The 12,872-nt window shown below is 70.6% G+C and carries 14 protein-coding genes, 4 tRNA genes and 1 pseudogene; 14 read left to right on the top strand and 5 right to left on the bottom strand.

Annotation, left to right across the window (positions count from 1 at the left end):
• Nucleotides 1–56: 56 nt before the first annotated feature.
• From ACFYML_RS01115 to ACFYML_RS01105, 3 genes are all read left to right on the top strand, one after another.
• Nucleotides 57–1,520: an NADH-quinone oxidoreductase subunit N gene (locus ACFYML_RS01115; RefSeq protein WP_387418676.1), complete on the top strand. Its 1,464-nt coding sequence runs from the start codon at nucleotides 57–59 to the stop codon at nucleotides 1,518–1,520.
• Between the two features lie 151 nt (nucleotides 1,521–1,671).
• Nucleotides 1,672–2,550, top strand: a complete 879-nt coding sequence (gene htpX, locus ACFYML_RS01110) for a zinc metalloprotease HtpX (RefSeq protein WP_387418675.1) — start codon at nucleotides 1,672–1,674, stop codon at nucleotides 2,548–2,550.
• Nucleotides 2,551–2,715: 165 nt separating this feature from the next.
• Nucleotides 2,716–3,978 (top strand): MFS transporter, encoded by a 1,263-nt coding sequence (locus tag ACFYML_RS01105; RefSeq protein ID WP_387418674.1) that lies wholly within the window; start codon nucleotides 2,716–2,718, stop codon nucleotides 3,976–3,978.
• Nucleotides 3,979–4,030: 52 nt separating this feature from the next.
• On the opposite strand, the pseudogene ACFYML_RS01100 reads toward ACFYML_RS01105, so the two are convergent.
• Both ACFYML_RS01100 and ACFYML_RS01095 read right to left on the bottom strand, forming a co-directional pair.
• A pseudogene (locus ACFYML_RS01100) lies at nucleotides 4,031–4,129 on the bottom strand (DUF1275 domain-containing protein); the annotation flags it as partial.
• 158 nt (nucleotides 4,130–4,287) lie between these two features.
• Nucleotides 4,288–4,782: a YajQ family cyclic di-GMP-binding protein gene (locus tag ACFYML_RS01095; RefSeq protein WP_387418673.1), complete on the bottom strand. Its 495-nt coding sequence runs from the start codon at nucleotides 4,780–4,782 to the stop codon at nucleotides 4,288–4,290.
• Between the two features lie 148 nt (nucleotides 4,783–4,930).
• Between ACFYML_RS01095 and ACFYML_RS01090 the strand changes: the two genes are divergently transcribed.
• Nucleotides 4,931–5,014 (top strand) — tRNA-Tyr (locus tag ACFYML_RS01090).
• A 334-nt stretch (nucleotides 5,015–5,348) separates the two neighbouring features.
• Here ACFYML_RS01090 and ACFYML_RS01085 read toward each other — a convergent pair.
• Nucleotides 5,349–5,912, bottom strand: coding sequence for an ArsR/SmtB family transcription factor (locus ACFYML_RS01085; protein ID WP_387418672.1), 564 nt, complete (start codon nucleotides 5,910–5,912; stop codon nucleotides 5,349–5,351).
• 65 nt (nucleotides 5,913–5,977) lie between these two features.
• On the opposite strand from ACFYML_RS01085, the gene ACFYML_RS01080 reads away from it, so the two are divergent.
• Nucleotides 5,978–6,547, top strand: a complete 570-nt coding sequence (locus ACFYML_RS01080) for a dienelactone hydrolase family protein (RefSeq protein ID WP_387418671.1) — start codon at nucleotides 5,978–5,980, stop codon at nucleotides 6,545–6,547.
• A gap of 102 nt (nucleotides 6,548–6,649) precedes the next feature.
• On the opposite strand, the gene ACFYML_RS01075 is transcribed toward ACFYML_RS01080, so the two are convergent.
• The gene (locus ACFYML_RS01075; RefSeq protein WP_387418670.1) at nucleotides 6,650–6,796 is read right to left on the bottom strand and encodes a hypothetical protein; all 147 of its coding nucleotides are present in this window, start codon (nucleotides 6,794–6,796) and stop codon (nucleotides 6,650–6,652) included.
• 203 nt (nucleotides 6,797–6,999) lie between these two features.
• Between ACFYML_RS01075 and ACFYML_RS01070 the strand changes: the two genes are divergently transcribed.
• Nucleotides 7,000–7,200 carry a hypothetical protein gene (locus ACFYML_RS01070; RefSeq protein WP_387418669.1) on the top strand — a complete coding sequence of 67 codons (201 nt, stop codon included), beginning with the start codon at nucleotides 7,000–7,002 and terminating at the stop codon, nucleotides 7,198–7,200.
• Between the two features lie 210 nt (nucleotides 7,201–7,410).
• Here ACFYML_RS01070 and ACFYML_RS01065 read toward each other — a convergent pair whose 3' ends face one another.
• On the bottom strand, nucleotides 7,411–7,971 hold the full coding sequence (locus ACFYML_RS01065) for a DUF3592 domain-containing protein (RefSeq protein ID WP_387418668.1): 561 nt from the start codon (nucleotides 7,969–7,971) through the stop codon (nucleotides 7,411–7,413).
• Between the two features lie 405 nt (nucleotides 7,972–8,376).
• Here ACFYML_RS01065 and ACFYML_RS01060 point away from each other — a divergent pair, with 405 nt between their 5' ends.
• The 8 genes from ACFYML_RS01060 (at nucleotide 8,377) to ACFYML_RS01025 (ending at nucleotide 12,855) form a co-directional block, all read left to right on the top strand.
• On the top strand, nucleotides 8,377–8,535 hold the full coding sequence (locus ACFYML_RS01060; protein ID WP_387418666.1) for a hypothetical protein: 159 nt from the start codon (nucleotides 8,377–8,379) through the stop codon (nucleotides 8,533–8,535).
• 62 nt (nucleotides 8,536–8,597) lie between these two features.
• Complete coding sequence (locus ACFYML_RS01055) at nucleotides 8,598–11,126, top strand: putative bifunctional diguanylate cyclase/phosphodiesterase (protein ID WP_387418665.1); 2,529 nt, start codon at nucleotides 8,598–8,600, stop codon at nucleotides 11,124–11,126.
• A gap of 96 nt (nucleotides 11,127–11,222) precedes the next feature.
• Nucleotides 11,223–11,295, top strand: a tRNA-Thr gene (locus tag ACFYML_RS01050).
• Between the two features lie 25 nt (nucleotides 11,296–11,320).
• Nucleotides 11,321–11,393: transfer RNA gene (locus ACFYML_RS01045), tRNA-Met, on the top strand.
• Between the two features lie 130 nt (nucleotides 11,394–11,523).
• Nucleotides 11,524–11,691: a 50S ribosomal protein L33 gene (gene rpmG, locus ACFYML_RS01040; RefSeq protein ID WP_013288652.1), complete on the top strand. Its 168-nt coding sequence runs from the start codon at nucleotides 11,524–11,526 to the stop codon at nucleotides 11,689–11,691.
• 122 nt (nucleotides 11,692–11,813) lie between these two features.
• Nucleotides 11,814–12,260, top strand: coding sequence for a MaoC family dehydratase N-terminal domain-containing protein (locus ACFYML_RS01035; RefSeq protein ID WP_387274879.1), 447 nt, complete (start codon nucleotides 11,814–11,816; stop codon nucleotides 12,258–12,260).
• Between the two features lie 3 nt (nucleotides 12,261–12,263).
• Entirely contained in the window at nucleotides 12,264–12,656 is a 393-nt protein-coding gene (locus tag ACFYML_RS01030; protein ID WP_387418664.1) for a MaoC family dehydratase, read from the top strand.
• 126 nt (nucleotides 12,657–12,782) lie between these two features.
• Nucleotides 12,783–12,855, top strand: a tRNA-Trp gene (locus ACFYML_RS01025).
• Nucleotides 12,856–12,872: the final 17 nt, after the last annotated feature.

Below are 12,872 nucleotides of genomic sequence, written 5' to 3'. Positions count from 1 at the left end.
AGCGCGAGGAGTGCAGCGGAGCGGAGCCCCGCAGTCGCGAACGAAGGTGAGCCCGGATGAGTCTGGTGCAGAGCGTGGATCACGTGGCGCTGCTGCCGGCGTACCTGGCCGCCGGCACCGCCGTACTCGTGCTCCTGGCCGACCTGCTGGTGGCGCGGGCCGCCGTCACCGTGGCCGTCGCCGCCACCGGCGCGGCGGCCACCGCGCTCGGCGCGGCCCTGGTCGGTACGGGGGACGAGCGGCGCACCTTCTGCGTCGGCACCGACTGCTCGTACGTGTTCGGCGGGCGCGCGGCCCTGGTCGCGGCGGTCGTCACCCTGCTCACCCTCGGCGTGCTGGCGTTGTCGGGTCCGCTGCTGCGGGCCGGCCGGATTCCGGTGGGGGAATACTGCTTCCTGCTCGCCTGCGCGATGACCGGCGGCGTGCTGCTCGGCGCGGCCGGCGACCTGATCACCCTGGTGGTGGCGCTGGAGACGCTCACCCTGCCGCTCTACGTCCTGGTCGGGCTGCGCCGGGGCAGCCTGGCCGGTGCCGAGGCGGCGGTCACCTTCTTCGTGGTCAGCGTGGTGGCCACCGCCCTGACCCTGCTCGGCGCGGCGCTGCTCTACGCGGTGACCGGCAGCCTGCACCTGGACCGGCTCGGCGCCACCCTCGCCGCCAGCGCCGAGGCGCGCGATCTGCCGCTCACCACGGTGGCCGTGGCGCTGGTGGTGGTCGGGTTGGCGTTCAAGGTCGCCGCCGTGCCGTTCCACGCCTGGGCCCCGGCCACCTACGACGGCGCGCCGCTGCCGGTCGCCGCGTACCTGTCGACGGCGTCGAAGCTGGGCGGGGTGGTGGCCCTGCTCGCGGTGGTCCAGCGCGCCCTGCCGGCCACCGTCACCGGGCCGGTGCTGGCCCTGCTCGCCGTGCTCACCATGACCGTGGGCAACCTGGTGGCGCTGCGCCAGCGGCGCACGGTCCGGCTGCTCGCCTGGTCCTCGGTGGCCCAGGCCGGCTACGTCCTCGCCCCGCTGGGCGCGTTGGCGCTGGCCGCCGGCCGCACCGCCGACGCCCGCACCGCGGCGTACGCGGCGGCCGTCGCGTATCTCGTCTTTTTCGTGCTGCTGGAACTGGCCGCCTTCGCGGCGGTGGTGGCGCTTCGACCGGCGGACGGCGACGGTGGCATCCTCGCCGACCTGCGCGGGGCGGCCCGCCGCCACCCCTTGGTGGGTGGGGCGTTCGCGCTCGCGCTGGTCGGGCTGGCCGGGCTGCCGCCGGGGCTGGCCGGCCTGTTCGCCAAGGTGACCGTGGTCCGGGCCCTGCTGGCCGGGCACGCCGGTTGGCTCGCCCTGGTGGTGGCGGTGAACACGGTGCTCGGCCTGGCCTACTACCTGCGCCTGGTGGCCACCCTCTACGCGGCACCCGGCCCGGCCACCGCGCGGCCGGCCCGGACGGTGGTCGCGGCCCTCGGGGTGGCCACCGCCCTCGCCGTGGTGGTGGGCTTCGCGCCGCAGTTGGTGCTGGACCTGGCCGCCCGCTGAGCGGCGGTTTGTCCCTCGGTGTCCAGCCGGCACAGCCGTCGCACAGGGATCCTCAGCCAACTTTCAGTAATGGGCGGGATGGTTGACGGGTACCGGTGGTGTTGAACCGGTCAGCGGGCCCCGCGTGGATCCGCGCACCGAAGGAGCGATCGTGCATCACAACCGTCTGAAGACCGCAGCACTGCTCGGCCTGTTGACCTCGCTGATCCTCGCGGTCGGCTACTGGTTCGGCGGGAGCGGTGGCCTCGTCATCGCCGTCGTCGTCTCGTTGCTGATGAACGGCGTGACCTATTTCTACTCCGACAAGCTCGCACTGCGCTCGATGGGGGCGCAACCGGTCAGCGAGGCACAGTTCCCCGAGCTGTACCGGATGGTCCGTGAGCTGTCCACCCAGGCGGGCCAGCCGATGCCCCGCCTGTACGTCAGCCCCACCGCCCAGCCCAACGCGTTCGCGACCGGGCGTAACCCGCAGCACGCGGCGGTCTGCGTCACCCAGGGGATCGTGGAGATCCTCGACTACCGCGAGTTGCGCGGCGTGATCGGGCACGAGCTGTCCCACGTCTACAACCGGGACATCCTGATCTCCAGCGTGGCGGCCGGTCTGGCCGGCATCATCACCATGCTGGCCAACATCGCCTGGTTCATCCCGCTGGGCTCCTCCGACGACGAGGATGGCCCGAACCCGGCCGTGCTGCTGCTCACCCTGATCCTCGGCCCGATCGCGGCCACCCTGATCCAGTTGGCGATCAGCCGGAGCCGCGAGTACCAGGCCGACCAGTCCGGCGCGGAGCTGAGCCGGGACCCGCTGGCCCTGGCCAGCGCCCTGCGCAAGATCCACATGGGTACGCAGATGCGCCCGCTGCCGCCGCAGGGCCAGCTCACCAGCACCGCCCACCTGATGATCGACAACCCGTTCAAGCGGGGTGGCGGCATCGCCGCCATGTTCGCCACCCACCCGCCGATGGAGCAGCGGGTGGCCCGCCTGGAGCAGATGGCCCGCAGCGCCGGGCCGGTGCAGTTCCAGCGCTGACCGCGCTCGTCTCTCCGCCCGCGTCCCCGCCGGGACGCGGGCGGAGCCGTCTTCGGCCCCGCCCTGCCGGGCGGTGTGAGCGAACCGACCATCCCCACCGCGAGTCGCGGCGTTAGGGTCAAAGGGGCTTCCGCCCATTACCTGTCTCCCCCCGGAGGTGCCTCCTTGGCCGCACTGCGCCAGTACCTGGGCGTCTGGCGGGTCCCCGGTGCACCGATGCTGCTGATCCTCGGCATCATCGGCCGCCTCGGGATCGGCATGACCCCGCTCGCGCTGCTGCTCGTGGTCGAGGCGGTGACCCACCGTTACTCCCTCGCCGCGGTCGCCGGCGGCATCTACGCGCTCGCCGGCGCCGCGCTCAGCCCGATCGCCGGGCGGATCGCCGACCGGGTCGGCCCCACGCCGGTGCTGCTGGCCACCGCGGTCGCCCACCCGCTCGCCCTCTTCGGCCTGCTCGCGGCCAGCCGGTCCGGGGCCGGCAACCTCGCCCTGATCTACCTGGCCGCCGGCACCGCGGGGGCCACCTACCCGCCGCTGACCGCTGCCATCCGGGGCGCCTGGAACGACCTCACCGCCCCCGCCACCGGCCGGGCCCACCTGCGCAACACCGCACTCGCCGCGGAGACCTCACTCTTCGAGATCGTCTTCGTGCTCGGCCCGCTGCTGGTGGCCGGCTTCGTGCTGGCCGCCGACGCCGCCGCCGCACTGGTCGGGTCCGCCGTGGTCACCCTGGTCGGGACCACCGCCGTCGCGCTCGGCCGGGTGATGCGCGGCTGGCGCCCGCACCCGCACGAGCACCAGGCGAAGGGCCTCGGCCCGCTGCGGGTCGGTGGCTTCCCGGCCCTGCTGCTCTGCGTCGCCAGCCTGGGCATCGCGTTCGGCGCCGCCGGCGTGATCGTCCCGGCCTTCGCCGGGCAGGCCACCGCCGACGACCCGGAGAGCCTGGCCGGGGTGCTGCTCGCCGTCTGGGGCATCGGCAGCGCGGTCGGGGGCTTCTGGTTCGGGGTACGCCGACCGGCCGTCAACATGACCCGCCAGTTCGCCTGGCTGCTCGGCGCGGTGGCGGCCGGCTTCGCCGTGTACGCGGTGATGCCGACCCCGGTGGCGCTCGGCATCGCGCTGGTGCTCGGCGGGGCCACCATCGCCCCGGCGCTGACCCTGGAGAACACCCTGGTCGGTCGGATCGCCCCGGCCGGCATGCTGAACGAGGCGTACACCTGGGTGGTCACCATGTCGGTGGCGGCGAGCGCGGCCGGGGGATCGCTGGCCGGGTTGATCGTCGACCACGCCGGCGGCGTGCCCTGGGCATTCCTGTTCGCCGGGGCGGCCGTCGCCGTCGGGGCCGCCGTCGCCGCACTGCCCGCCGGCCCGATCGCCCGCGCCGAGGCCACGGCCGTACGCGCCGAGCACGCGGCGGTCGCCGCCTGAGCGGTCGACCTTCGCGGGGATCGAAGCGGCGCCAGGCGGGTACAGCGCTGGCATGTTCGTCTTCTTCTCGAACCGGATCGGCTGCGTCGGCTCGATCCTGATCAGCGCGATCGTGACGGTGATCCTGCTGCTGATCTTCACCCGCTGAGCGGATCCGTTCCGCTACTGCTTGCCTGATATCGGGTAGGTTGCGGCATTCCGGCAGGTCGGACGGCGCGACATCCGGGATCTGGTGCCGCTGACGGCCGCCGAATCGGGCGGGGGTGTACGGCGAACCGGCCGGCCCCGGAGCGGGGCCGGCCGGGACGCTCAGCGGTAGTTGGTGAACTGGAGGGCGACCCCGAAGTCGTCGCCCTTGAGCAGCGCGATGACGGCCTGGAGGTCGTCCTTCTTCTTGCCGGTGATCCGCAGCTGGTCGCCCTGGATCTGCGCCTGGACGCCCTTCGGGCCGTCCTCCCGGATCTTCTTGCTGATCGCCTTGGCCTTGTCCGAGTCGATGCCCTGGATCACCTTGGCGTCGATCTTGAAGACCTTGCCCGAGGAACGCGGGTCGCCGGCGTCCAGCGACTTGAGCGAGATGTTCCGCTTGACCAGCTTCTCCTTGAAGACGTCCAGGGCGGCCCGGACCCGCTCCTCGGTCTCCGCCTGGACGCTGATCGCCTCCTCGCCAGACCAGGAGATCTCCGCGCCGGTGCCGCGGAAGTCGAACCGCGTCGCGAGCTCCTTCTCCGCCTGACGGAGGGCGTTGTCGACCTCCTGCCGGTCGACCTTGCTCACGATGTCGAAGGACGGGTTCGCTGCCATGCTCATGCTCCTGCTGTCCGGCGGTCTGTCCTGTTCCGTCCCCCACTGACCAGCGGTGGGACCCCCTGACGGTACCCGGTTGCGACGGCCCGGGGGGCAACCGCTATCCTTGCTACCGCTGCCGCGCGATAGCGTGGTGGTACGCCCTGGCGGGTTGCCCGAGCGGCCAATGGGAGCGGACTGTAAATCCGTCGCGAAAGCTACAGAGGTTCGAATCCTCTACCCGCCACCAGGTGCGAGAACGGCCCCGTGAGCTGTGGAAACACGCTCCGGGGCCTTTCTCGTTCAGCCCAGCCCAGCCCAGTCCAGCCTGATCCGGTGCTCTACGGGCGTCTGCGGGAACATGACGGGAACACTCGATCCTGCTCGTCCGACCGGTCGACGAGTCGGACCTGTCGTAGGCAGGATCTAGAGTGCTGGGCGTGAGCAGCGATGACTCCGCTCGTCGTGCTGGACACGGTGGGTGGGCTGACTTGGTCTGCCGGCGGATCGATCGTCAGTGACGACGGCAGCAGCCAGCTTGACCAGGTGCACGATCAGGCCGTCCGCGATTCTCGAGTAGGTGTTCACTCCGCTGCTGGCAGGGTCGGGTGGTCGGTGGGGTAGATGCCGATCGCGAACCCGTACATGGTTTCGCCGGACCTCGGCATCCGGTCGAACTCATCAACCAGTTGCGCCATCCGGTCCCAGAACTGGGAGGCCTGATCCTCCGAGATGCGCGCATGCCGGATGAAGCCCCAGAGCTTTCCCTGCTCGAACGCCTTCGCGGACTCGCGTGCAGCCACCTCGAAGTCGTTGAAGTCGCCCGGCATCTGTTCGCCTGCGGGTGATGGCTCCGCTGCGACGTGGAACATCCGCGCGGTGCGCCCGTAGAAGCGCTCCTCGATCGCCCGCACCTTCCGCGTGCGCACCACCTGGAGCAGGCCGTTCCGGGTAAGCACGTCCACGTGGTGCGCGACCGTGCTCTTGGGGCGCTCGACTGCCTCCGCTAACTCGGTTACGGTCGCGGCCCGCTCGTGGAGGAGCTGCAGGATCACCGTGCGGAGCGGGTGGCCGATGGCCTTCACCTGGTCCGGTCTGGTCAGCGCCATCCGATCGGCTAGCTCGTAGTCCGGCGGGTTGTCGGCCATGGCATAACAGACTAGCATCGCGGAACGTTCCAGAAATTTCGATCGTTCGCAAGGAGTGCAACGCCGTGACCGACGTGCTGCTTTACCACCACATCCAAGGCCTGACCGACGGGGTCCGGAGCTTCGCCGACAGCCTGCGACAGGCCGGACACACCGTGCACACGCCGGACCTGTTCGACGGCCGCACGTTCGGCAGCATCGAGGAGGGGTTCGGATTCGCACGCGATACGGGGTTCGACGCGATCCGGGAGCGCGGCGCCGCCGCGGCCGACGAACTCGGCCCCGGGCTCGTCTACGGCGGATTCTCCTTCGGCGTGACGATCGCCCAGCGGCTCGCGCAGACCCGGCCCGGTGCCCGCGGGGCACTGCTCATGTACTCCTGCCTCCCGGTCGCGGAATTCGGGGAGGCGTGGCCCGAGGGAGTGCCGGTGCAGATCCACGGCAAGGAGGGCGACGAGTTCTTCGACGAGGACCTGCCGGCCGCACGCGAGCTCGCCGGCTCCACGGCGAACGCCGAGCTGTTCGTCTATCCCGGCGACCAGCACCTCTTCGCCGACTCCTCGCTCGACGCGTACGACCCGGAGGCGTCCACGCTGCTCATGGAGCGGGTGCGGGCGTTCCTCGCCTCCGTCTGACCAGCGCGGCCTGACCAGCTGGCCTACGCTTCGTCCGGACATCGGCAAATCAGGGCGTTTGGTGCGCTGCGGTTGAAGGCCACGTCATCTAGGCGTCGCAGATCAGGTGGCGGACATAGGCTCGTCGAGGTGGCTGGTGTCTTCGTGCAGGGCGGCCGTCTGGCTGATCGCCTCGGCCAGGATGGCGGATAGCTCCTGGTCGCTGCCTTCGGCGAGTCCGGCGAGTAGCGCGCTCCCGAGTTCCGCCACATGTTGCACCTTCGCTGCACGCCGTCCCCACCCTCACAGGGCATGCCCCGTTTGGTCGCCGTGGCAGAGTGAGTCGCATGCTTGGCAGAGCGGTGCTTGGGGCAGTGATGGCCGCCGTTGGGGGCGCAGGGGCGGTCCTTTTCGCGTATGCAGTCATTCTGGTCGGGGTGAAGGGCCGGCGCCCAAGCCAACGAGCGTGGGGCTTGGCTGCCAACCTGCCCCGGACGGCCTTCGCTGCCTACTTCGGCGCTGCTGGGCTTGCCGTGCTGTCGATGGCACACCTGGCTTTGTTCTACCGGGACGAGAGCTGGTTCTGGCTGATCGCGGCTCACCAGGCTGCCGTCCTCGTATCTCTTGCAGCCGGGTGGTTCGTAATGCGGACCACCACGAAACCGATGCCGTAGCCGTTTCGGCCACGAGGCCACTGGCCGTCTGCGCTCCTAGCGCCCTGCTGCCTCACTGTCAGCCGCCGACCCACACACCGTGGAGCGGGCCAGGGGGGCCAGGGTGGCCGGTGGAAGGTCGGCCGGTTCCAGGTCGACGGGCTCTGTCTCCGGGGCCGGGGCCGGGGCCGGTGACCTGCCGAGGCCGCGGCGCCACCGCGCCGCGGCCGGTCAGCGTCGGCTGCTCCGCTTGTGCTTGGAACGGCTGGTGAACCTGCCGTTGCCCTCGATCCGGGCACTGGACCGGCGTGGCGGCGTACGCCGCGGGAACCAGCGGTCGAACGGGATGCGGGAGAGCAGCAGCGGCACCGCCACGACCAGGATCCCGAACCCGACCACGCCCAGCCCGCCCTGAATGCGGCCCCGGTGTCCGCTGAGTTGGTCGAAGTCGGTGACGAAGTCTCCCGGATCATCGGGATTCACCCAGATTCTCACCTCGTCGCCGGGCCACCGGCACACCTCGACGCAGCCGACCTCCTGTTCGTACGTCCGGCCGGCCAGCTCGTATCGGAAGTACATGGTGGTCGACGCACTCGTCCGGTTGCCGCCGGACTTGGTGACCCGGTCGTAGACCTTTGCGGTTGCCGGTGTGCCGGTGCCCCGCAGTTCCTTCTCCCAGTCGTCGAGCGCGTGCTGGGTGTGCAGCGGCAGCCAGAGCAGCGCGCCGCCGGCCACGACCAGCAGGGCGGCGCCGAGGGTCGGCCACACCGACGAGGGGCGTTGCGCGATCACGCGATCATCGTGGCGTGCCGGCGCAACTCTCGCCGGGCCGAGCGGGGTGACGGAAAGATGACGTCAGGGGTCTGGATTTCGACTCCACGCATGTATGGTGACCTATGGCTGGCGGTCCGGGGTGGCGCCAGGGGGAAGGGCTGCCGACCTGCCGGGGAGGCTACGGACGATGACCTCGGGGGCCGATGATCGATTTGCGGTTTAGGTCGGAATCCACAGTGAGCGAAGCGTTTCACCGGTCCAGGGCCGCCCTGATCTGGCCGGGTGTGCCGCAGGGCGTGGGCCGAACGGCGGAAGGAGTCCACCGCACGGGGCCCGTCCGACTGCCGGCGCTTTCCTATAGGCGAGCCCTGTGGCACGATCGTGGAACCCTAACCCCTGTGACGCCCCCCGACAGGAGTAATCATGTCTGGTCAACGGTTGGGCCGCCTGCTTGGCTCGGTCCTCGCGATCGTTGCCGCTGCGGCCATCGGGTTCAGCTTCGGGCACTACAGCGACACCGCTGACGACCACGCGGATGCGGACATCATCTGGACCGTCGCTCCCACCGACGGTGGTTACTGACTGACACGGGAAACATCTGACGGGCGAGGAGCCTGGGCAGCCCGAAGCCCGTAGGGAGTGCCATGGCTGGCCGTGAACGGTCGCGACGGAGATCCATCGATCACGCCTGGCTCATCACCGGACCGCTGGCTCTGTTCGCGGTAGTCTGCGCCACGATCACCGGGTTGGTTTCAGACGAGCCTTCCGGCGAGTGGGGGCTGGCTGCCGCGTTGCTGGCGATCATGATCGCCGTTGGCATTCCGGTGCTCAACTTCGTGGTCCGGCGCCAATCGTTCGGCATGACGCTGACCGAGATCCCACTCGTCGTGGCGCTCTTCCTGCTGCCGCCGCTGACGGTTGTCGTGATCTACACCGTCGCGTCGATGGTCACCCAGACGCGGCATCGCCTGCCGCCGGCAAAGTTCTGGTTCAACGTGGCCAAGGCGGCCGCCGGCACCTCCCTGGCCGTGCTCGTCCTCCAGGCCCTACCGCCCATGCGGGGGGTGGGGCCTGGCACGTGGATGATCCTGTTCACCGCCGTCGCCGCGGTCATCGTCGTCAGCTTCGCCGCCGTCGCCGGTGTGCACACCCTTCTCCAGGGGTGGCAGGCCGGGCGAGACGCGCTCCGCAGCGCCCCGGCCCCGTTGCTCACCGCCGCGATCAACACCTCGATGGGTCTGATGATCCTGATCGCGGTCAGAACCACGTGGTGGTCGGTGCTGTTGCAGGCGGCGCTGGCGGCGGCGCTGGTCCTGGTATACCGGTCCTACGCGCGGTTCTTCCGGCAGCACCGCACCCTCGCCCAGATGTACGACCTGACCCGGGCCACCGCCGAGCGCGGTCAGGACGGCACGCTTGCGGACGCCCTCCTCGGCCGGGTGCGAGCACTGATGCAGGCCGAGTACGCCACGCTCTGGTTGCCCGCGCAGGGTCGGCATCCCGAGTTGCTGCTCACCGCCCGGGTCGACGACCAGGGTCTGCTCGACGTGGTCTACACGCCCGCGGTGCTGCGGGAGCGGGCCGCGACGGAAGGCCGCACCGTGGCGGTCGGCCGTGCTTTCGGTGCGGAGCAGGAGGCTCGCCGGGCGGCAAGTGACGCCAAGGTCAAGGACGTCATCGTGGTGCCCCTGCGTTCTGGTCAGGCGGTCATCGGCACGCTTGAGGTCGCCAACCGGCTGAGCGACGTGGGCCACTTCACCCAGAGCGACATACCGGTCTTCGAGACGGTCGCCGCGCACGCCGCGGTCGCCCTGGAAAACTCCCGCCTGGTCGACCGGCTGCGGCACGACGCCAACCACGACGCGCTGACCAAGCTCGCCAACCGGCGCCGGGTCACCGCAGCGGTGGCCGAGGCGGTCAAGATCGCCGCACCGGGCGAGGTGGTGGCGCTGCTGCTGTTCGACGTCGACCGGCTGCGCCAGGTCAACGAGTCGCTCGGCCACGCGGCCGGCGACAAGGTCCTCGTCGAGGTCGCCGAGCGGCTGCGCGCCTGCGCGCCCTCGTCGGCCCTGGTCGGTCGCGCCGGCGGCGACGAGTTCCTGGTGACCCTACGGCTGGAGAGCGCCGAGGCGGCGCTGGAGCTGGCCGGGCAGTTGCGGGAGCAGATCCGCGACGAGATGGTCTTCGACGCGCTCACCCTGGACGTGGACACCGCGGTCGGGGTGGCCGTGCACCCGGACCACGGCAGCGACGCGGTGACCCTGCTCCAGCGGGTGGACCTGGCGGCCACGGCGGCGAAGTCCGTGCCGGGCAGCGTGCAGCTCTACAACCCGGCGCTGGAGTCCCGGTCGTTGCGCCGGCTCGGTCTCGCCAGCGACCTGCGTCGCGCGCTGGACGCCGGTGCGCTGGAGGTCTATTTCCAGCCCAAGGTGACGCTGCGGGACCGGCGCCTGGTCGGGGTGGAGTGCCTGGCCCGCTGGGAGCACCCGGCGCACGGCTCGGTGGCGCCGGACGACTTCGTGGCGGTGGCCGAGCACACCGGCCAGCTGGGCCGGCTCACCGAGTTCGTGCTCCGGGAGAGCCTGCGCCGCAGCCGGGACTGGAGCCACGGTGAGCGGGCGCTCGCCGTGTCGGTAAACCTCGCCGCCCGTACCCTCACCGACCAGCATTTCCCCACCCTGGTACGCGAGCTGCTGGACGAGTACGGCGTGCCGCCGCAGCGGCTCACCCTGGAGATCACCGAGGCCGGGGTGCTGGACGGCACCGAACGTCCGATACCCACCCTGCGGCGGCTACGTGATCTCGGCGTCCGGCTCTCGGTGGACGACTTCGGCACCGGCAACTCGTCCCTGGCCCAACTGCGTCGGCTGCCGGTGCACGAGGTGAAGGTCGACCGTTCCTTCGTGCAGGGGATGGCGACCGATCCGGGTGACCTGGCGATCGTGAACGCCGTGGTGACGCTCTCCCAGCAGTTCGGCCTGGCCGTGGTGGCCGAGGGGGTGGAGAGCGAGCTGACCCTGGAGCTGCTCCAGGACATCGGCTGCGAGATCGGCCAGGGCTTCCTGTTCAGCCGGCCCCTGCCGTACGAGCGGCTGGAGGCCTGGTTCGGTGCCCAGGTCGAGCCCGAGACGATCACCGTCGGTGACCTGCCCCGCCTGCGAGCGGTGCCCTGAGCTGTGGAAACGCGGCAACGGGGGATCCGATTTCACCTCGCGGGCGAGGTCGTGTACTGTTTCCCCTGCGCGGCACCCCACAGGGTGCTCGGGTAGGCCCCCTTAGCTCAGTCGGCAGAGCGTCTCCATGGTAAGGAGAAGGTCTACGGTTCGATTCCGTAAGGGGGCTCAAAGGGTCCGGCTGGACCCGCCACGGCGGTGTAGCTCAGATGGCAGAGCAAGCGGCTCATAATCGCTGTGTCGCCGGTTCAAGTCCGGCCACCGCTACTCTCGTCCTCCGGGTCACCCGGTGGTCGGTGGGATGGGCGCCGTAGGCGCCCACTTTGCATGTCTGCGCCGTCAACGCGTAGGCTGATGCGCCGTAGTTGTTACCCGTTAGCGAGGAAGGCACTCCGCCGTGGCGAAGGCGACCGATGTCCGGCCGAAGATCACTTTGGCGTGTGTGGAGTGCAAGGAGCGCAACTACATCACGCGCAAGAACCGTCGTAACGACCCGGACCGCATCGAGCTGAAGAAGTTCTGCCCCCGGGACGGCAAGCACACGGTCCACCGCGAGACCCGCTGACCCACGGCCGGCTCCGCCGGCCCGGTCCCGCAGCATCTCCGAACGCCGATCCGCACGGACGGCGGCCCCGAGCCGCCAGCCCGCGCGGATCGGCGTTCGTGCTCTCCGTGTAGGTTCGCGACATGTCCCTGGACCCGTCCTTCGTCGGCCGGACCTATCCGCCGACCGCCCCCTATCTGGTGGGCCGAGAAAAGATCCGCGAGTTCGCCACCGCCATCGGCGCCACCGACCCGGCGTACCACGACCCTGAGGCCGCCCGGGCGCTCGGCCACCCCGACGTGGTGGCGCCGCCGACCTTCCCGGTGCTCGTGACCATGGCCGCCAGCCGGCAGATCATCGAGGACCCGGCGCTGGGCGTCGACTACAGCCGGGTCGTGCACGGGGACCAGCGGTTCGCGTACACCCGGCCGGTGGTGGCCGGCGACGAGCTGGTCTGCGTGAACACCATCGAGGAGATCACCAACCGGGGCGGGCACGGCTTCCTGACCACCCGTACCGACGTGAGCACCGCCGACGGCGAGCCGGTGGTCGCCGCCTGGTCCAAGATCGTCGTACGCGGGGAGGCCTGAACCGTGGAGCTGCCCACCCAGACGTTCCGGGTGACCCGTGCGGACCTGGTCCGCTACGCGGGCGCCTCGGGCGACTTCAACCCGATCCACTGGAGCGACCGGACCGCCACCAAGGTGGGCCTGCCCGGCGTGATCGCCCACGGCATGTTCACCATGGCGCTGGTCGGCCGGGCGGTCACCACCTGGGCCGGCGCGCCGGACGCGGTGGTCGACTTCGGCGTCCGGTTCACCCGGCCGGTGGTCGTGCCGGACACCGACGAGGGCACCGAGATCGAGGTCAGCGCGGTCGTCAAGGAGGTCACCGAGGAGGGCCTGACCAGGCTCGACGTCACCGCGACGTGCCTGGGGGAGAAGGTCCTGTCGCAGGCTCGGGCGACCGTCCGGACGCCCCGCTGAGGGGTCTGCCGACGCGCGAGGGGCAGACCGGTTGGGAAAGTCGCACGACTACCCGTACACTGGTCCGCCGTGGGGCAAGTGACCCCTGCCCGGCACTGCGTGTCCGGGTGGGGTGAGTTGCCGCACAGGGGTGTAGCTCAATTGGCAGAGCAGCGGTCTCCAAAACCGCAGGCTGCAGGTTCAAGTCCTGTCACCCCTGCGCCTCAGGCCTGACCG

The sequence above is a fragment of the Micromonospora sp. NPDC007230 genome (assembly GCF_042869115.1).
GTDB lineage: Bacteria > Actinomycetota > Actinomycetes > Mycobacteriales > Micromonosporaceae > Micromonospora.
This window is presented reverse-complemented; position numbering and strand designations above follow the sequence as displayed.